At 39.6% G+C, this 18,444-nt stretch carries 18 protein-coding genes; 1 reads left to right on the top strand and 17 read right to left on the bottom strand.

The annotated features are described in order from the left end of the window. Positions 1 to 12: 12 nt before the first annotated feature. The 8 genes from G4V39_RS10135 to G4V39_RS10100 all read right to left on the bottom strand — a co-directional run bounded on the left by G4V39_RS10135 (position 13) and on the right by G4V39_RS10100 (position 7,333). Complete coding sequence (locus G4V39_RS10135; protein WP_166032824.1) at positions 13 to 954, bottom strand: NHL repeat-containing protein; 942 nt, start codon at positions 952 to 954, stop codon at positions 13 to 15. Then, positions 951 to 2,039 carry an acyltransferase family protein gene (locus G4V39_RS10130; protein WP_166032823.1) on the bottom strand — a complete coding sequence of 363 codons (1,089 nt, stop codon included), beginning with the start codon at positions 2,037 to 2,039 and terminating at the stop codon, positions 951 to 953. The genes G4V39_RS10135 and G4V39_RS10130 overlap by 4 nt, the downstream gene beginning before the upstream one ends. Continuing rightward, positions 2,039 to 3,313, bottom strand: coding sequence for a putative glycoside hydrolase (locus G4V39_RS10125; RefSeq protein ID WP_166032822.1), 1,275 nt, complete (start codon positions 3,311 to 3,313; stop codon positions 2,039 to 2,041). The genes G4V39_RS10130 and G4V39_RS10125 overlap by 1 nt, the downstream gene beginning before the upstream one ends. Beyond that, positions 3,310 to 4,800, bottom strand: a complete 1,491-nt coding sequence (locus G4V39_RS10120; RefSeq protein ID WP_166032821.1) for an SGNH/GDSL hydrolase family protein — start codon at positions 4,798 to 4,800, stop codon at positions 3,310 to 3,312. Before G4V39_RS10120 ends, G4V39_RS10125 begins: the two co-directional genes overlap by 4 nt. Before the next feature lie 45 nt (positions 4,801 to 4,845). After that, on the bottom strand, positions 4,846 to 5,247 hold the full coding sequence (locus G4V39_RS10115) for a type II toxin-antitoxin system VapC family toxin (RefSeq protein WP_166032820.1): 402 nt from the start codon (positions 5,245 to 5,247) through the stop codon (positions 4,846 to 4,848). A gap of 10 nt (positions 5,248 to 5,257) precedes the next feature. After that, entirely contained in the window at positions 5,258 to 5,509 is a 252-nt protein-coding gene (locus tag G4V39_RS11405; protein ID WP_166032819.1) for an AbrB/MazE/SpoVT family DNA-binding domain-containing protein, read from the bottom strand. A 174-nt stretch (positions 5,510 to 5,683) separates the two neighbouring features. After that, positions 5,684 to 6,796: a glycosyltransferase family protein gene (locus tag G4V39_RS10105; protein ID WP_166032818.1), complete on the bottom strand. Its 1,113-nt coding sequence runs from the start codon at positions 6,794 to 6,796 to the stop codon at positions 5,684 to 5,686. Between the two features lie 192 nt (positions 6,797 to 6,988). Continuing rightward, on the bottom strand, positions 6,989 to 7,333 hold the full coding sequence (locus G4V39_RS10100; RefSeq protein WP_166032817.1) for a transposase: 345 nt from the start codon (positions 7,331 to 7,333) through the stop codon (positions 6,989 to 6,991). A gap of 146 nt (positions 7,334 to 7,479) precedes the next feature. Between G4V39_RS10100 and G4V39_RS10095 the strand changes: the two genes are divergently transcribed. Further along, positions 7,480 to 8,703: an ATP-binding protein gene (locus G4V39_RS10095; protein WP_166032816.1), complete on the top strand. Its 1,224-nt coding sequence runs from the start codon at positions 7,480 to 7,482 to the stop codon at positions 8,701 to 8,703. 74 nt (positions 8,704 to 8,777) lie between these two features. Here G4V39_RS10095 and G4V39_RS10090 read toward each other — a convergent pair whose 3' ends face one another. The 9 genes from G4V39_RS10090 to G4V39_RS10050 form a co-directional block, all read right to left on the bottom strand. Further along, positions 8,778 to 9,587, bottom strand: a complete 810-nt coding sequence (locus G4V39_RS10090) for an IS3 family transposase (protein WP_210412096.1) — start codon at positions 9,585 to 9,587, stop codon at positions 8,778 to 8,780. Between the two features lie 5 nt (positions 9,588 to 9,592). Beyond that, positions 9,593 to 9,907, bottom strand: a complete 315-nt coding sequence (locus tag G4V39_RS10085; protein ID WP_166032815.1) for a transposase — start codon at positions 9,905 to 9,907, stop codon at positions 9,593 to 9,595. A 262-nt stretch (positions 9,908 to 10,169) separates the two neighbouring features. Further along, the gene (locus G4V39_RS10080) at positions 10,170 to 11,627 is read right to left on the bottom strand and encodes an ArnT family glycosyltransferase (protein ID WP_166032814.1); all 1,458 of its coding nucleotides are present in this window, start codon (positions 11,625 to 11,627) and stop codon (positions 10,170 to 10,172) included. Further along, positions 11,612 to 12,784: a glycosyltransferase family 4 protein gene (locus G4V39_RS10075; RefSeq protein WP_166032813.1), complete on the bottom strand. Its 1,173-nt coding sequence runs from the start codon at positions 12,782 to 12,784 to the stop codon at positions 11,612 to 11,614. The genes G4V39_RS10080 and G4V39_RS10075 overlap by 16 nt, the downstream gene beginning before the upstream one ends. Then, positions 12,781 to 13,818: a sulfotransferase gene (locus G4V39_RS10070; protein WP_166032812.1), complete on the bottom strand. Its 1,038-nt coding sequence runs from the start codon at positions 13,816 to 13,818 to the stop codon at positions 12,781 to 12,783. The genes G4V39_RS10075 and G4V39_RS10070 overlap by 4 nt, the downstream gene beginning before the upstream one ends. An 11-nt stretch (positions 13,819 to 13,829) precedes the next feature. Next, positions 13,830 to 14,741 (bottom strand): sulfotransferase domain-containing protein, encoded by a 912-nt coding sequence (locus G4V39_RS10065; RefSeq protein ID WP_166032811.1) that lies wholly within the window; start codon positions 14,739 to 14,741, stop codon positions 13,830 to 13,832. A gap of 10 nt (positions 14,742 to 14,751) precedes the next feature. Further along, the gene (locus tag G4V39_RS10060; RefSeq protein WP_166032810.1) at positions 14,752 to 16,179 is read right to left on the bottom strand and encodes a lipopolysaccharide biosynthesis protein; all 1,428 of its coding nucleotides are present in this window, start codon (positions 16,177 to 16,179) and stop codon (positions 14,752 to 14,754) included. 15 nt (positions 16,180 to 16,194) lie between these two features. Continuing rightward, positions 16,195 to 17,487: an O-antigen ligase family protein gene (locus tag G4V39_RS10055; protein ID WP_166032809.1), complete on the bottom strand. Its 1,293-nt coding sequence runs from the start codon at positions 17,485 to 17,487 to the stop codon at positions 16,195 to 16,197. Between the two features lie 8 nt (positions 17,488 to 17,495). Continuing rightward, complete coding sequence (locus G4V39_RS10050) at positions 17,496 to 18,296, bottom strand: sulfotransferase family protein (protein ID WP_166032808.1); 801 nt, start codon at positions 18,294 to 18,296, stop codon at positions 17,496 to 17,498. Positions 18,297 to 18,444: the final 148 nt, after the last annotated feature.

Raw genomic sequence — 18,444 nt, 5'->3', positions numbered from 1 at the left:
AATTCATTGATTTTATGAGCCATCCTCCAGTTGAAAGACCTGAATCCGGTGATTCCCAGAATCTACTACATAAATTCGACCCCGGGGATCAACGGCTAAATCGGTAGGCCTGATAAAAAGCCCCCTGTCTTTACCCTTTCCTCCAAAGGAGGCCAAGAATTGGCCCCCGAGAGAAAAGATCTGAACGCGATGATTGCCCCAGTCTGCCACGTAAAGGCGGCCCTGACTATCCACCGCAAGGCCAGAAGGATGGTTAAACTTGCCTTTTGCCAGCCCCCTTCCTCCAAAGGTAAACAGAAAACCACCCTGAGAATCGAAGACTTGAATACGATGGTTCTTAAAATCAGAGACGTATATTTTGCCACCAGCCTCAACCACGGCGATAGGGTTATGAAACTGACCCTCTTGCTGACCCCGGCCACCAAAGCCAAAAAGATACTCTTTTTGGGAGGAGAAGACATGAATCCGATGGTTGCCCCAATCAACTACCAGAAAATGCCCCGCCTCACTCCAGAAAATATCTCGCGGATTTTTGAATCTTCTCCAAAGACCCCAGCCCTTGATAATCTTAAGACAACGTCCGGAATCATCCAGAATCTGAACCCTGTTATTGCCGGTATCAGCCACATAAAGGAGCCCCTCGGGCCCTTTAGCCAAACTGTCCGGAAAGGCAAACTGCCCTGGAGCCTGCCCCTTATGCCCCAAACGTTTTTTAAAAGAACCGTCCTCCCCAAAGATGGAGATAGAATGCCCCAGGTCATCTATGACATAAAGCAGCCCTTCAGCCCAATGGATTCCGAAGGGGCCGACAAATTCTCCCGGTCCCTGGCCTTCTTTTCCGAAAGAAAAAAGATAATGGACTCGGACTGCCCTCTTCCCCTTTTCCTGACCTTTACTCATTGAAGGAACCACCAAAAGGAGAACCAAAAAAACAGAAGACAGAAGTTTGATCAAACCGGCCTCCTTACCACCACTTTGGCCTCAAAAACTTGTTTTAAGCGGGAAAGAAAGATTCCTCTTAAAAAAGAGGAGAGCCTTGTAAAAGGAACAGCCAAAATGATGGTTATAAGGAGGACAAAGAACAACTTCTTAAGGCCATAAAAAATATCCTTTCCTGAAATGAGGCCCAAATAACGCTCAACAAAATAAATAGAAAAACTATGCAATAAGAAAATAGAAAATGTATGCTTATAGAAAAAATCAAGAATCAAAGCAAAAAGCTTTACAGATGAAATAACCTTGAGAAAAAAAGAACGCAACACATACACTAAAAAAATAAAAAAGAAAGAGATGAGAACATAATATAAATCTGGAGGGTGAGCATGATAAGATAAATCAGGGTTGAAACGAAATTTTAAAAAGAGAAAAATTGAAGCCATAAGAGAAAAAAAACCAAACAAAAACAAGACTTTATGACTTTTAGAAGAAAAGAAGAGGTAAAAGCCACTTATAAAGAAGAGACTACATACAAGAGGCTTAAAAAAATGGAACTTCCATAAGGTTAAAATACCAGCCAGATCAAAAAAGTGCTGAACAGCAGCCATTAAAATAGCCACCAACCCAAAAGAAAACAAAGCATAACAACAACGTTCATAGGCGTAAAAATAAAAAGGTGATAAAATAGAAATAACCAAAAGAACATATAAAAACCAAATTTGCCCAACAGGGAAAGGCATTATGTCGCGAGAAGGGACAATGGCTAACCACATAAATAACTTTTCTAAAGAAAAGGTAGGCATTTGCTTCTGTTCGAGAATATAAACAATAAGAGAAAAAAGACATAGCAAGTAATAAGGTATCAAAAGGGAAAAAGACCTTTTCAATAAATAGAAAGAAACTGATTTGGACCTCTTATAACTAGGATAGCTCACCGCTCCAGAAATCATAAAGAAAATAGGCACCGCAACCAATAAAAAGCCAGAATAAGGACGATAAAACCAAAACCCTCCTACATGACCAAAAACAATAATAAATATGGCCAGACCTCTTAAATAACGCAGAAATTCGCTATCTTCCGGCAATAAAGAAGGTTGGTCCATCAGTAAAGCACTATAAGCCCACTCCAGGGCTGCAAAATGACCTCTTGGGCCGGCCTATAGGAAAGCCGGCCCTGGGCTTCGCCCTTCTGGCCTACCGGCCCTCCGCCTATGGGGATAACCACCCTTGACTCTCCAGGAAAAGTAATTTTTTCATCCCTGGAAGATACATTTACCCAGACTTCTCCCCGGGAATATAAACGGCGATAAAGGCCCCTTTTTACTCTCATCTTGACCAAATCAGGAATGGGCTCCCGGGGCAGGCCAAGGTCAAGTTGCCATTCTGGATACCAGCTCAAGGTAGATCTAAAGAAATAATTTATGTAAGTATACCGCCCCTTAAAAAGGAGGTAACAAGATAGATAGTAAAGCCTAGTCTTAATGTCTTCATCATTCTTCAGGTAAGACTGAAAGATAACTATCTTATCTCTTTTTATGAGTTCCATGGTCCTTGAGGCGGCCATCTCCCAATCTTTAAGGCTTCTGGTGACAAAGGCCCCCTCCATAAAGGCTCCGGAGGCCGTGGTGTAGTAGTCGGTGGTGTCCCAGGTGGTAAAGAGACCGCCTATATTAGGCAAAGTGGCATATCCCAGGGACTCTAAAAATTTCGTTAAATCTGCCATAAAACTTTCATAGGCCTCACTCCAGGTAAGCCCCCCCAGTTCCTTAAACCGGCTTTTGGCAGCGGCGGTTCCAGCCAGGCGAGGATCCATCCAGCTTGCTTCACACTGGAGCAAGGCCGGGGAGGCGGAATCTAGAAAAACCCCCTGATATTCGCCGGCAATTATCTGGCGGGCGATAGAAGTTTTCCAATATTCCTGAAATTGCCGGTTCATAATATTCATCAAATATTTGCCGTCATTTTTGGAGCGCACCCGCTGCCCTTTCTCATTGTGCCAGAACCAGTCTTCGTGTTGGGTGACAAAAGACCAATCATTCCCCCAGTGTCTCCCATCTATGATGAATTTGTGGGCCGGCTGCTGTTGCCAGATGCCCAGATGATAATGAAGGACAACAAAGCGAGGGTTATAACGCCGGATTCTTTGAGTCAGGGGAAGGATAAGTTTCTGACTGCCCACGTAGTGCCCAGCCACAAAACGAACCTGCTCCTCGGTAAGATGATTGGGCAGTTGATCAACCAGGACGGCGATGGTAGAGCTGGTCTCTGGGAAGCCAAACCTGTTGTACTCAGGGCTAGGCTCTGCCCCCCAAATGCGGCCCACCAGGCCGAGGAAGAGGATTCCGGTCATAATTCCTCGCCAGAGAGCCGTCTTCATGGCCGATCTCGCAAAGCAAATTCTATCTGCCGCATGGTCTTGCGCCAAGCCCAGGCGGCAAGCTCCATCCCCTGAGGCGTCCAGTGCACTCCATCCTTCCAGATAAACTCACGACGATCACCGGCTTGCTGGACAGCCTCAAAAATATAGGCTATGGGAACCTTAAGCCTCCGGGCCCTCTGGACCAGGATCTCGTTAAATAAGGCCTCGGGTAAGGAGAGCGGATCCTTAAATCCCCGGGGCGGTATAGTGGCCAAGGCCACCACTACCCCTTGCGCTTCGGCCTGCTTCACAATGGCCTCTAGATCATCTATCCAGCGCTCATAAACATCTACCGTCTGAAGCCTTCCTCGCACATTATTAGTCCCGAACATGACAAAGAGAAATTCTGGCCTTTCTTTCGCCAGGATCTCCGCCACCTTACGGCGACCAAAGGTTGTGGTCTGGCCGGCAAAACCGTAGGCTTTGACCTGATATATCCCCAAGGCCCCCGCCACCAGGCGAGGATAAAGAGTGGGACCGGTAAGGGAATCCCCAAAGAGGACGACCAACCCCTTTTTGACCCTTCCCTCACCTCGCCGATGAATCTCACGCACGTGGGAGGCATAGCTCAGGCGATCTTGTTCCTCCCGGGTCAAGGACGGCGGCCGAGGATCAGCCTCCCCCTTTACCGAGATGATATCAGACCATGGCCCAAGGTTGTTCTGGAAATCACAGGCCAGAACCCGATAGCGGTAATTTTTCTTGCCGGCCGTATAATCCCAAAAATAAGACCGATACGTCTCGCCGATCTTGACAAACCCTTTCCCCTCTTTGGCCCGGGAGACCACATAAACCATAGGGAAGACATTATCCTCCGGTGTCTCCCAGGTAAGCTTTATCCCTTGAGGGGTGGCTTCTGCCTTGAGCATTTTTATCTTCTTTGGGGGAGCACGATCCTCTCCCCGATAGATAACAAAATTATCAAGGGTCAAACTAACTTCCCCTCCCTTAGGATCAGGTCCCCAGAAGCGAAGATCAACAAAGAGGGTATCTGGTTTTATATAACCCCGGGGCCGAGAGTTGTAATGAAAAAGATCCACATAATAGAGTACCGGCGTCCACTCACCGTCTGGCAGAAAACGATAACCGTAGGGCGTAGTGTTGTCTCTGGCCTTGGTGTCGTAAAGGTTTAGAGTGGCGCGTTTAAAACCTTCTCCTTTGGCTAAAAAGGCTATCTTCAGGCCTTTGGAACCTCTAACCTTGATCTTTAGGGCCGGCCCGGCCCACTTTTGTTTACAAATCGTTTCAAGGGCTTTGCCGGAAATAGCATCCTCGGTAAGCCTCAATTTTGCCCGCTTAGCGGGCTGAAAACCTCCCTTCCCCTTATCAAAATCCGTCTGATAATAAACGAAGACTCCTTCTTTTTCCTGCGGCTGGGAACCATTTCCAGAACTACAGCCGATAAGAAAGAAGAAGGTAATAAAAACGAGAAGAAAGTTAATCATTGCTATTTCATTTTTAAAATTGCTTCCCCCTGATAAGGATGGGAGTTAGCGGTTACTAGAGAAAATTTCTGGATCTACCACTTCCAGTTTTTTGATGCGTTGAAAGTGCTTGCGGTCGAAAGTCACTATACCAGAAAGATTCTCACTTAAAGCCCAATAAGCCATCAAAGCGTCAGCAAACTTGATGTTCTTTTCCTCGTAATCTCGAAGGGCTTCAAGAAAAACCTGCGCCTTTTCCACCTTGAGCCTAGGAGTAAAAATTATCCCTTCTACAATTTCCCGTATTCGGGAGCGAGAAAGACGATAAACTTTCTCCAGTACCCAAACAACTTCCAAAAGAGCTATCGGAAGCACATGAAGCTTATAACCTAAGCGATGGGCATTCTTGAAGACAGCCAAAGCTTTTTCCAGTTGGTCAGCATCGTCTTTGACTAGAATGCGGAGCAAAACGTTTGTGTCAACGCAGATCTTTTTCCCTCTCACGAGCGATTTCCTCTAAAGCCTTTTCTCTCATTTCTTCTAAAGAGAGACCGAGATTGGGCAAGGATCCAGCCAGCTCAAAAAGCGTCTTCCTTTTGCGCAAAACCACCTCCTCTCCTCTCCGTATGAGTACCAAAGCGTCACCCTCCCTTATTCCCAGGGCTTTTCTAATCTTTTTTGGTAAAGTGATTTGGCCTTTGGGAAGGACTTTAATTTTTATGGCTTCCATTTGAACTCCTACTCTTAATAAGATTCCTACAGTTAGGGAAATTCACCTTTCTAAAAAAGTCAACCCCATTTTTTATTCAGAAAAATAAAATTCCTTTCAGTAATTCATTCCCTTTATCCGAATAGGAGGTTTGCCACATCTCTGCATTATCCCTTGTGCAGTCCTCGGAGGACACTACACAGCTTTCGGCTTATTTGAGGACAGGCTTTGAAGGAATTTACATAAATGGGTGGACAGTCCCACTACCTCAAAAAAAGGTTTTTCTAATAATTCTTGATTTTTTGTTCTACCAGCACCATCTTGAATTGATTCGTAGAATTTTCTGCGAAAACTTAAACGACTACTTTCAAGATAATGATTAATACAATATAATGGATATATTAATGTTTTATGATAATTTTTTAGATATGATACAGGTACTTCATGAACTTTCCCGACCCACCTCGTCTCTTTTTTTACAAGTCTAAACTGGTAGTCCGGAAAGGCCGCACTCAATTTACCATCTACAAAATTTTTTCTTGGAAAACCAGCTGTATCTCTTCCTTTCTTTTGGCAATCCTCAATTATCCAGTATAAATTTTTCATTAGTTGACGAGAAGGTCTTTCATCCGTATCAATGTGTAATATCCAGTTCGAATTAGCTACCGAATGTAAAAAATTTCTCTGCGCACTAAAGTCTTGACCAAGTGGCCTATCAGCAATTTTAATTAATAATTTATTAGGAGAATTTCGAGACAATACATCGTGTATTTTTTGTTTAATACTTGCAACAGAAATCCCATTTATTTTAAAACTATCTATTACAATAACATATTCCCTGACATATTCCTGTACCATCTTTCCAATTTCAATAAGCGATGTTATATCATTTGGTCTACAAATAACCCCAACACATAGTGATGGATAGGCGTCAATTTCTTCATTATTTATTTTTTTAATCTTATATTCTATTGTTGATCTATACCTCCATAGATATGACTTCTTATGTAAAAGAGGTGCACGAAATGGGTAATCAGTCACTACATATTTATGAGAATTTAGCAATATTTCAAAGCAAGTCGGATTAAAATTATACCCCCCCCATCTAGGATTACCTTTTGGTTTTTTTAAACCTATCCGTACTATAGGGGTATTATAATTTGAAAATTTTATAGTTTGACTTGCGGCTTTAATCTTTTCTATAACAATCTTCCAGTCTTGACCGTGTAACAGTCCACATCTAGGACATACAACGCCATTATAATTTACATTTTCAAAAAACGAAAAACACAGTTTGCATCTCGTCATTGTAATGCCCCCTGGTTTTTGCACAACTTAAGCTGCTATTGTCATTTCCTCGGAAACCTCTCTATCACTTCTCTCACCTTGGCCACCTTATCCTCGGCAAGTGGTCTCTTGCGTCCCTTGGGTCGATAATAAAACGTCCGCCTGGCAACCCCCAGCCACCGACAAAGCTTACTCAAAGACACCTTGTAACCTTCAGCTGCTAATTCTGCCTGCACCGCCCCTATACGATCTCTCGTCCAGGTCGAGCAGGCTTTGCAACTTTTTTAGGGCTTTGATCTCCAGCTGAGCTTCACCTAGGGCTGCATGAGCCTCGGTGAGCTTCCGCTCGTATTGTTCCCGAATATCCCTCGGCCGGGCTCGAAAACTGTTTTCCATGCCCTCAATACCATCTTGAACCCATGTTTCAATCTCACTTGGTTTGAGATCGTAACGCCGAGCCGCTTCAGCCACGGTGGTCTTGCCTTTAAGAATCTCTAAGACCAATTGGGTCTTTCGCTTTGCCGTCCAACGTTTGATTTCAGGTTCTGGTGCACTCATTTTTCCCTCCTCCCTGCACTATAACCTGTGCAGCCCTGGAGGGGGGCACTACAGGGGCACTACAAAGGATCCGAAGGGATCTCAAAAATCACTTGAAAAATTCTCTGATATTTTTTAAATTTTTCAAAAAATTCTCGGAGTTTATTTTGATCCTTAAAAGAGAAATCGTAGAAATTCTCCTTCAAAATCTAAATAATGATTATGTTCTCATTATTTTAGGGGCCAGGCAAACCGGTAAAACCTCGGTCCTTTTGTACTTACAAAAATATTTAGAAGACAAGGGATTCCCAGCTTTTTATATCTCCCTTGAAGATCCCCTTTTTCTGGCCTTATTAAACGACCACCCGCAAAATTTGTTCGATATTATCGGAGAAAGCAAAGAACGCCAAATTGTCCTACTTGATGAAATACAATATCTCAAAAATCCTTCTCATTTTCTAAAGTACCATTTTGATTTCAACCGCGAAAAACTCAAGCTTATTGTTACGGGTTCCTCTGCCTTTTATATAGACCAGAAATTTAAAGACTCGCTGGCCGGAAGAAAACGGATTTTTCTCCTAACGCCTTTAAATTTAAAAGAAACCTTGTGGTTTAAAAACATCAAAATCCCTAACCTAACCATTGATACCGAAAATTACGTATCATATCCTTTGATATATCGCGAAACAATTCTCTCTATTCTCAAAGAAACCCTGATTTTCGGCTCCTACCCTGCCGTTGTGTTAGAAGAAGATCAGGAAGAAAAGAAAAATATTCTTTATGAACTGGTAAATTCATATACCAAGAAGGATATTTTAGAGGCGGATCTCCTTGCTCAAGAAGAATATTTCCTATTTTTAAAAATACTAGCCTCTCAAATAGGAAGTTTGGTCAACCTTTCAGAAATTTCTTCTACGTTAAAAATATCTCGTTATAAAATAGACAAATTTGTCTTAACAGCTCTTAAATGTTTTCATCTTTGCCGAATCAGACCGTTTTTTAAAAATACACGAAAAGAACTGTCAAAAACTCCAAAATTTTACTTTTTCGATTGTGGTCTAAGAAACGCCCTTTTGAGAAATTTTGAACCCTTAACTATACGCGAAGACCGAGGCCAACTTTTTGAAAACTTTGTCTTTAACTTTCTAGGTTACTTATTCGGTTATGAAAATATTCAGTTCTGGCGCACCAAAGATAAAAACGAAATAGATTTTATCGTACAACAAAAAAGGGCTATCGAAGCCAAATATTCTGACGCTTCTATCAGGTTAGGCCGTTACCGCTCGTTTTTTAAGAATTATGACCTGCCTCTTGATTTTCTAATTTTTAAGAGAAGTAACACGCCAAAGCAGCCGGAAGACCCGAGGATAAGGTTTGTTTATTTTTCGTAAAGAATTACCAGGCCGTGCCAAGGGGGGAGTTTTGTTTCCGAAACAGTGTAATGACCCCCTGGTTTTTGCACAACTTAAACCGCTATTGCTAGCATATCTGATGGTGCCTGATACCCCAAGGCCTGATGAGGTCTCTCCATGTTGTAATATCTCATCCAGTCCCCTATCACCTCCCTTGCTTCACTTAAACTCCCAAATCTGTGCTGCCAAAGGCATTCTTCCTTCACCGTCCTGATAAATCTCTCTACTACTCCTTTCTGCTCCGGACTATACGGCATTATAAATTCCTGCCTCAAACCGTAAGCCCTTACCGTGGCCGTGTACCTCTTAGACGTAAACACCAAGCCGTTATCACTCCTGAGCATTAATCCCCCGGGTATCCGCCCTAAACATCCAAACCGAGATATTAAAGCCTCTTCCAAAGCTGCCTCTGCTGTTACCGCATTTCCTCGCCTGGCTAATCGCCAGCCAAGGACCTCCCGCGTGGCACAGTCTATGACTACCGCTAAGGTGCACCACCTGTCCCGGCCACACCAAACCATCGTCAGATCCGTGGCCCATCTCTCATTGGGCCTCCTAGCCACCGAAACGAACCCCTTGGCCCGCGGCCGACTACCCTTCGGTCTCTTCCTCACCTGCCAACCCTTCCTCTGACAGATCCTCTGCACCACCTTCCGGTTCCAGCCCAACACCACCGCTATCCGCCGATATCCATAGCTCGGAAACCTCTCTATCACTTCTCTCACCTTGGCCACCTTATCCTCGGCAAGTGGTCTCTTGCGTCCCTTGGGTCGATAATAAAACGTCCGCCTGGCAACCCCCAGCCACCGACAAAGCTTACTCAAAGACACCTTGTAACCTTCAGCTGCTAATTCTGCCTGCACCGACCCTACGATCTCTCGTCCAGGTCGAGCAGGCTTCGCAACTTTTTTAGGGCTTTGATCTCCAGCTGAGCTTCACCTAGGGCTGCATGAGCCTCAGTGAGCTTCCGCTCGTATTGTTCCCGAATATCCCTCGGCCGGGCTCGAAAACTGTTTTCCATGCCCTCAATACCATCTTGAACCCATGTTTCGATCTCACTTGGTTTGAGATCGTAACGCCGAGCCGCTTCAGCCACGGTGGTCTTGCCTTTAAGAATCTCTAAGACCAATTGGGTCTTTCGCTTTGCCGTCCAACGTTTGATTTCAGGTTCCGATGTACTCATTTTTCCCTCCTCCCTGCATTATATCCTGTGCAGTCCTGGAGGGGGTCACTACACAAGTAAGCAAATTTAAAAAAGCCATCCCCTTCCCTCTCTTGCTGTTAATGGAGTTATCAAATAGTCGACATCGTTATTTATGTGCGTCAGTCCCTCGGTCATTGCGAGGACCCCTCGAGGCTTCAAAAATGCGTTGAGGGATCGCAATGACTAAAGAGCTGATACATGCACGCAATGATAAATGATGTCAACTATTTAATGCCCCCCATTAATAGAAACGTCCTGTTAAACTTGATAGAAAAGCTATAACCTTGTCTTTACTTCCTATCAGGATATCATAACCCCAAAAGCAAGCGAAAGTTAAAAATACCACCCCCAAAATAACCTTAAATTCAGGCTGATTCTGCCTAATTGCTCGAAAGTTAACAACCAAATAAGATGCATAAATTCCCAGGAGAGGAATCAATGGAAGGTGATAGCGTGAATGGCCAAAGACAAGGGCGTGAATAGCCGTAAAATAAGAAATGATCAAGAAGATCAACCAATCCGCAAACCTTTCCGTCCTCCCCCTCTGGATGTAATCCTGAGGGAACGCATAAGAGCCACGATGATTTAATATTCGCAACAGAAGACCGGAAAAGCCTAAGATAGCTACTGTTACGTAAGCTAGCAAAATACTTAGAGTGAGAATTACTTGGGTTATTTTATTTTGGAGCCCCGGAAAAATACCTTTTTGCATTCCGGCAATAATAGTTCGCTCGAGCTGCCAAAAATTGGCGGTTTTAATCAGGGTGCGCAAGGCCGTAAGGCCCGGATGTTCTTTCATAAATTTCAGGGCCTTTTTTATGGCCCAGCGCTGCTTTTCCGCCTCGTTAAGTTCTTTTAGTTCGTCTTCATGGCCCTGGTACCAGGCAATCTCAGGCGGGTTGCTAACCGCTGCCCAGGCCCGGTGAAGCGGCGTGTGTTTGTAGTTACCCATATATAGGTTAAGCCCGCCCATGGTATCCACCGCCACAAAGTGACCAAAGACACGGTAATTCCTGATTATCCAGGGAGAGAGGGTAAGAATGGTAGCGGATAAAAAAAGAGCGGCCGCCAACAGGCCTCTTTTCTCGCTAGGTGCGGCAAATATCAGAAACAAGGCGACGAAAGGCGTCAGGGGGTAGGTCACGCTGCGCGTAAGGCTCGCCAGCCCCCAAAAAATGCCGGCTATAAATAGGCTTCTGAAAGAACGTTTAAAAGATAAAAGAAACCATATAGACAAAAGAAAAAGGAAAATAAACAAAATTTCTGTCAAGAGAAGATAATTAAATAGTAAAAGCGAAGGGTAAAAAAGAAAGAGGCCTGTCGCCAGCAAAGCTACCTTTTCTTCATGAAAAATTCTCTTGGCCAGAGAATAGACCAACCAGCCGCTGGCCAGAGATAAAAAAATTTGGATCAATCGCACCGCATTATAATTCTCCGGGCCAAATACTTTATAAATCAAAGCCAAAAAGACCGGATAAAGTGGCGGACGAATGGCGGTAAGGTGACCTGGCCTCCAGCCAAATTCACCTCTTTCTAGAATAGAAAGTGCCAACTTGTTATAATACTGTTCATCAACAATATTAAGAGGTTGATTAATAAAAAATAAATAAAAAATACAAAAAGAAAACAACAAGTAAAAAAGAAGTAAAAAGTAAATATTAACTAATTTCCTAACCTCCAAAACTAGGTTTCTTCCCATAGAAAACTGAGTAAATCAAAAGTCTGTTGAGCGATCAAAGACCAATCATGTTGCTTGGCCCAAAGAAGCGCATTTCTAGCCATATTTTCTCTAAGGTTACTGTCTAAAATCAACTTTTTAAGAGATTGTTCAAGTTCCATCAAATTTGTACCATCAACAATAAATCCTGTCTTTCCATGAATAACTGCTTCTGGCTGTCCTCCTACATTACCCGCAATAGATGGCAGACCAGCGGCTGCAGCCTCCATAAAAACTATCCCAAAGCCTTCAATCATAGGACCAACTTTAATTGAAGGCATAACATGAATATCGGCAGCATTATAAGCCTTAATTTTCTCATCTTCAGAAAGAAGTCCCAGAAATTTAACATAGTCTTGAAGGTGGAGATTATGAACAATATTTAACAAATTTTCTCTCTCTTCTCCTTCACCTCCGATAACATATACTACAGGAAGACCTTGTTTTCGCAAAGAAGACAAGACTTTTATAACAGCAGAATGGTTCTTTCGAGGTTCCATTCTAGAGATAGTGATTAAGACAACATCTTGATCAGATACTTTCCAAGAAGATCTAACTATTTTACGATATTGCTTCATCTGATATTTATGAAAGTTCACCCCCAATTTAGTTACAAAAACAGGCTTATCTTTAGGTAAAAATGGAGACATAAGATTCTTTGTAGAATTACTGTTCGAAATAATAGCATCAGATAATTTTAGAGAAAAAGCAACTAAAAATGACAAGTTACGACTAGTTTTAGCTACCAAAAATTCCTCACCATGAGCATAAGTAATTATTTTTAAGCGAGAGCCCAACAAAAACTTGGATAGAAAAAGAGCAGAGGTTTCAGGTATAGATTTTAAGGAATGAATAAAAATAGAATTACATCGACGATATTGATATAAATACCGGAAAAGCTTTAAAGAAGTCTTCAAAAAAGAGGCATCTATACCCCAAGAATTTAAGCAAATTGGCAATCTAACTACACTATTTAGCAAATATCCAGACAAAAAGTCAGATATTTTTTCAGAAGATAGTTCAGGAGTAGAGGTTAAAACCGTAACAGGTCTGGGCCATCGAGAATATATCTCATAAAGCCAAAGGTGAGCACCACCTATTTTAGGAAACCAATCAAAACTTAAGATAAAATCTTTCATTGTTTTTTAAAAAAAGAGAACAAAATTCTCTCACATTCAGATTCAATAGAAGAAAACCACTCAGGAGAAGCATAAGAATGCCATTTATTTAGAGAAGGAGGTTTATTAAGCAAGGACAATTCCTTAACAAGAGAATCATCATATGGAATCCGAAAACAATCAAAAATTTTTCGAACTTCTTCTTCAAAATTCGAACATAAATGTTCATATTTTATGGTATAATCAGAGTAAGTTACACCAAAAATATAAGATAAACGCCACAAAAAATAATGAATTTTATAAGGATGTTGACCAATAGGCTCTAAAAAAGGAAAAACTTTTTTCAAATCTTGAGCCCAAGGAATAGTATAAAAAAGAGATAAATTATCAGATGATTCAATAATGAAATCAGGAGGAACATAAGAATCTCTCATAACAGAAATCCACTGATCACGGGGATTTCTAATAATATGCAGAATTGGAACTCCAGGAAAATTAGCTTTAATCCAGGGAAGACGAAAATCAATTCGATTGAATTGCAAGACAGGACGTGAAGGAGAAGCTAAAATTAAAGAGAATAAATAATGAAACAAATTAGCATCATAATCTTTTTCTGTCATATAAAGTTTTCTATATGTCCAAGATTGTTGAAAGAATTTATTTAAATAATCTAGTCCTTGATATTCAGATGAGTAGTCATTAACCCCTCTATGAGTAGGATCAACTCGAAATTTGTTGGACAAAAACCAACGATTCTCATTTAAAGGTTCATAATAAGCGGTTATTCCTGGAGTGTTACGAAAAATTAACCATAAAAAAGTGGATCCAGAACGAAAACGACCAGTAATAAACAGAGGTTTTTTCTTTAAAATCAGTTCACGAAAAGAAGTAAAGTCATAATTATAATAAGGGTTAGAATAATACTTTAAAGAAGAAGGCAAAGGTGAAATACCAAAAAAGTCACTAATAGCATACCATATTTCAGATCTAAAAAATCTAGATTTTAATACATATGAGACTAAAGAATAAAACGGATATTTCAAAAATTTAAACATTAGTAGATCCTCTAGACATATCCATACTTTCTATATAAAGACATTGCTCTTTTATTAAGTACAAAAAGATTTTCAACTTCAGTTTCCAAAGAAGGAACAGAGGGTTTCCGGATTGTTCCATCAAAAGAAAGACGCATTGTATTTCCTATAACATGGAATTTTGACTTATCAAATGACGACAAATTAAAAGAGGAATCAACTCCTAAAAAATTAGACAAATCAGATAAAATAAGAGAGGTATTATTACAAAGATCTTCATATCGAAGAAAAAACCAGTCAGATTCAGAAAAATAATTCTTTTTTAGACGCTCTATAGTTTCATTTTTCTTAATCCAGGTATTTATAGCCTTATGTGGAGAATATCCCTCACGTTTTATCATTGAACCAACAACCGCCTTACCATCTCTAACTAAATGAATAACCTTAACGGGAACAGAGGAAATTTGTTTCAAGAGTTTTAATCTAAAATGATCCTTGGTACTATCAAAAAAAATAGGTTTTTTTTGTATTTGAGAAATAACATTAGCAAGAATGAAATTTTTTTTAACTCTTAAAATAAGATCTCTATAAAAAGAAGGAAAAAAAATCTCAAAAAAACGATTTTTTAAAAATTCAAGTTGTTGATTATAAAAAACATGATGATATAATCGATAAAAATAGGGTTTTCCATATAAATATGGAGAAATATTAATACCAAAATCAGATAGATCAAAAGAAAAACCCTCTCTAGACATCTCCTTTAAGACTTGCTGCCAAAAAGGGCATTCATAAAAAGTAAATCCACAAGAACATTTATAATTAGAGTAATGAGTATATCCTGCAATCTCACCAACCGTAGAAATTAAAGGATGGGCACCCAAAACAAAAGAAAGAAGAGTTGAACCACTATGCTCACAAGATAAAAGATAGACATATTGTTTCATCATAAGAAACTCACCTCACTAAAGACAAAATCTCCAACCTTAAAGAGGAAAAGCCAAACCAGAAAAGAAGAAAAAGAATAACAAAAGAAGAAATGAGAGAAAAAAGAAATGAAAAAATAAGGGGAAGAGAAAAAAGGGAACAAATAAAATATAAAAAAACATAGGAAACCGAAAAGAAAAGACCAAGAAAAACAGAGGGTAACATAGAAGAAAAGAGAGAAAACAGAGAAAAACCTAAAAAATAGGAAGAATAAATAACAAGGAGAAAAAGCAAAAATGAAGAGAAAACCATCGCCCACGAAACACCAACAAGGCCAGAGATTTTGGCCCCAATAACTATAAAAACTAAACTGATAATAACCTGAAAAAGAGAAAAGCGGAAAGGAATATCTGGCCTATTTTTACAATAAAATAAAGAATAAGAAGAAGAAAAAATAGACTTCACAGCGGAAGAAATACAAAGTATTTGTAAAGGATAGACAATAACATTCCACTTCTCTCCCCAAAGAAGAGGAACTAAATGGGGAGCAGATACGGCAAGAGCTGACAAAATTGGAACAACCAAAAGCGAAAGATATTGCACAGACTTTAAAAAACCTCTTAACATATCAGTATCTGATTGACACTTGGCTAATGCAGGAAAAATAACCGCAGAAATAGGACGAGAGATACGCAAAAAAACAAGATGAGGAATTCTATAAGCGAACTCATAAAAACCCAAATTAGAAGCACCTAAAAGCCTACCAACTAAAATATAGTCAAAATTTTCTTGTAAATAATTACTAAAACTAAAGCCTAAAGCATTAAGGCCATACTTTAAAAAGTATTTAAACCTAGAAAAATCAAACAAAAATGAAGGACGCCAGGAAGCAAGATAAAAAATAGAAATTTCAACAAAAAGAGAGGAAATTAACAAAGCATAAACCAAAGACCAATAACCAATAGAAAGAAAAACAGAAAAAATAACAGCCAAAAAGCTCTCAATTACAACACCTGAAAGCCTCACAATGGAAAGTGTTTTAAAACGCAGCTCTTTAACAAGGAGGGAATTAGAAACACAAGAAAAGATAGAAAAAAGGAAAGTAAAAGAAATAGCCTTCACGATAGGAACCAATGCAGGCTCTTTAAAAAAGAGAGCAACAACAGGTGAAAGAGAAAAAGTAAGAAAAAACATAAAAAGACGGAAAACGGCCATAGACCAAAAACAGGTTGATAAATCAACTTGATCAATGTTTTTCTTGGCAATAATAGCTGACCCTATCCCTAAATTTGACAAATAAAATATAAATTCTTTAAAAAGCCAGGCCATACCAAAAAGGCCAAAATCTCTAGGCTCAAGGGCCCTGGCCAAAAAAATACTCGCTCCTAATCGGACAACAGTCTGAAAAGATCCGCTAAAAACTTGCCAAAAAGCAGAATTTACAGTCCTTTTGGCCAAAGAAACCATTTCTGTTTATGTTACAGAAATAGAATCTAATAAATCACGAGAAATTTTAATGTGATTATTTGCCAAAACAAATAAGAAAAATAAAATCTCAAACTTCTCCAAAGAAAGAAAAAGAGAACATATCAAAAAACCAAAAAAGGAAACAAATAAACTCTCATTAAGATAACATAAAAAGAAGATATCAGGTGAATTATCCTTATAAATTAATAACTTATTATTAAAAAGATCCTTAAATAAGAAAAAGAATAACATTATAAAAGAAAGACCAGCAAAAACACCGGATTCAGACATTAATTGAAAAAAGGTATTATGAGCGACCATGGGACGTCTATCAGAATAATCGGCAAAGGCCTCCATGAAAGAAGAAAAACCTACTCCAGTAAAAGGATGATCACGAATCATTTTTATAGCTATAGACCAGGCATATAATCTAGACTGAGCAGAGGTTTCTTCTTCATAAGATTTGATAGTTTTAGCTCTCTCTTTTAAGACCGAACCACCCTGCCAGACATAAGCAACGATTAATGCTGGAATAAGTAAAAAGCCAATAAATTTATGAGTGGATCTAAGAGAAGCCGTAAAAATAGTAGTTCCGAGGCCGAGAAGGCCACCACGAGATCCAGTAAGAAAGACTGCATGCCAGCCAAGAGGAATAACAAGCCAAAATAGAAGCCTTAAAAAGGTTTTTTTTACTAAAAAACCAAAATAGTAGATAAATGGCAGACCTGTAACAAATAACATGGCAAAGGCATTTTCATCTTTATATATACCACCACCAGTAGGAGGTATTGGCCCGTGAAGACGACCAAAATAACTTCGAGATAAATATTGATCATTAGCCCAATAAATCATATAAATAGTACTCAAAACCATAACAAAACTTAACACCTTAAGTTTCTTAGGATTGTCTATAAGAAGAACCGCTAAAAAATAAAAGAAAAAAGTTTTATTTACCTGCTTAAAGATGACTTGAGGATCGAAAATAAAATGTTCCCTGTTGACGTAAGGGCCAAAGAAATAAGATAGAATTATAAAAAGCCAGGTAAGGGCCAAAAAAAAAGAAATTTTAGTCTTCCAAAAGGAAAAATCTATTTTCCCCCGAAATAAAAGAAAAATGAAACCAATAAAGGTAGGAACGGCTATATAAAAAAATGGACGTATACCATAAAAATTCCAGGGCCAAATACTTTGAGGGGTAAGAACAACCATCAAATAAGCTGCACAGACACCAATCCACGGCCTAAATAAGGCATAAACACCAACAACAATAAAAAAAAGATAAACTACTATTTGTCCCATAAATTAAACTATAAAACCCAGGGTAAATCCGGTTTAATTAAAGATTTCAATTTTTGAATATCATCCAAAAGAAGCTTCCTTACATGACTATCAACAGAATAAGAAGATTTAGGGTGAGAATAAAAGAATTGAGCATGAAGTTTTTTTATAAGAGAAGCCAAAGGAGTTTTCTTTATAAGATCCAAAAGGAAACCCAACTTTAAAGAAATAATAAAATTTTGAAAACGAGGAAAGATAATTCGATTATACCTAGCAAAGGCTGCTTGAGGAACAAAATCAATAGAAACACCAAGAAAAGAGTATAGTTTTCTTAAAACCTGAAGAGGATCAGAAAGAATGTCATCATATATAATGATATGCACCTGAGATCGGGGGAAAAGTTTAAAAATATTCTCTAGATGTTTTGAATAAAGACTTAAGTCCAACAGATACGATCCCTCTTTAAAGGCCTCCTCAAAGGAGACACCCTTATCAGCATAATATTCGTGTAGTAGCTTATATGCTGAATAAGCTCTCTCTAAAGGATGACGCAAAGAAAGAATTAACTTAACCTCGGGCAAAACTTCTTTAATACGCTGAAGAGCATGAGGTAAATGATAGTAGTTAGGAGTTATCTCACCAATAGCCTTCTCTGTAGTTACAGCATTAAAAAAAGATTCATACCATTCAAGTCCTTTATCAAAGTTCTCATCAAAAAAGTGGATTTCTTTCTGCGGAGGAAGGTATATTTCTGGATGTTCACGCAAACATTCAAAGAGCCAAGTTGTGGCCGCCCTCTGTGCCCCGATTCCAAGAAAATTAGGTAACATACCTAACCTCAGCTAAAACCCGCCTTCCCAAGACGCTGGCAAGAATTTTACCCTCAAAAAACTCAAAAACAATAACCATTCTTGAGCTATCCTTCTAAAAATAGACTCTGCATATCTTACATTTAGCCCCATTTAATTAACGGGAGTA

Source organism: Thermosulfuriphilus ammonigenes (assembly GCF_011207455.1).
GTDB lineage: Bacteria > Desulfobacterota > Thermodesulfobacteria > Thermodesulfobacteriales > ST65 > Thermosulfuriphilus > Thermosulfuriphilus ammonigenes.
This window is presented reverse-complemented; position numbering and strand designations above follow the sequence as displayed.

Coding starts and splice junctions, on each gene's coding strand:
- G4V39_RS10080 (WP_166032814.1), bottom strand. CDS start 11,627: ATGGGAAGAAACCTAGTTTTGGAGGTTAGGAAATTAGTTAATATTTAC.
- G4V39_RS10065 (WP_166032811.1), bottom strand. CDS start 14,741: ATGAAACAATATGTCTATCTTTTATCTTGTGAGCATAGTGGTTCAACT.
- G4V39_RS10105 (WP_166032818.1), bottom strand. CDS start 6,796: ATGACGAGATGCAAACTGTGTTTTTCGTTTTTTGAAAATGTAAATTAT.
- G4V39_RS10085 (WP_166032815.1), bottom strand. CDS start 9,907: ATGAGTACATCGGAACCTGAAATCAAACGTTGGACGGCAAAGCGAAAG.
- G4V39_RS10055 (WP_166032809.1), bottom strand. CDS start 17,487: ATGGGACAAATAGTAGTTTATCTTTTTTTTATTGTTGTTGGTGTTTAT.
- G4V39_RS10130 (WP_166032823.1), bottom strand. CDS start 2,039: ATGGACCAACCTTCTTTATTGCCGGAAGATAGCGAATTTCTGCGTTAT.
- G4V39_RS10120 (WP_166032821.1), bottom strand. CDS start 4,800: ATGATTAACTTTCTTCTCGTTTTTATTACCTTCTTCTTTCTTATCGGC.
- G4V39_RS11405 (WP_166032819.1), bottom strand. CDS start 5,509: ATGGAAGCCATAAAAATTAAAGTCCTTCCCAAAGGCCAAATCACTTTA.
- G4V39_RS10100 (WP_166032817.1), bottom strand. CDS start 7,333: ATGAGTGCACCAGAACCTGAAATCAAACGTTGGACGGCAAAGCGAAAG.
- G4V39_RS10075 (WP_166032813.1), bottom strand. CDS start 12,784: ATGAAAGATTTTATCTTAAGTTTTGATTGGTTTCCTAAAATAGGTGGT.
- G4V39_RS10125 (WP_166032822.1), bottom strand. CDS start 3,313: ATGAAGACGGCTCTCTGGCGAGGAATTATGACCGGAATCCTCTTCCTC.
- G4V39_RS10070 (WP_166032812.1), bottom strand. CDS start 13,818: ATGTTTAAATTTTTGAAATATCCGTTTTATTCTTTAGTCTCATATGTA.
- G4V39_RS10050 (WP_166032808.1), bottom strand. CDS start 18,296: ATGTTACCTAATTTTCTTGGAATCGGGGCACAGAGGGCGGCCACAACT.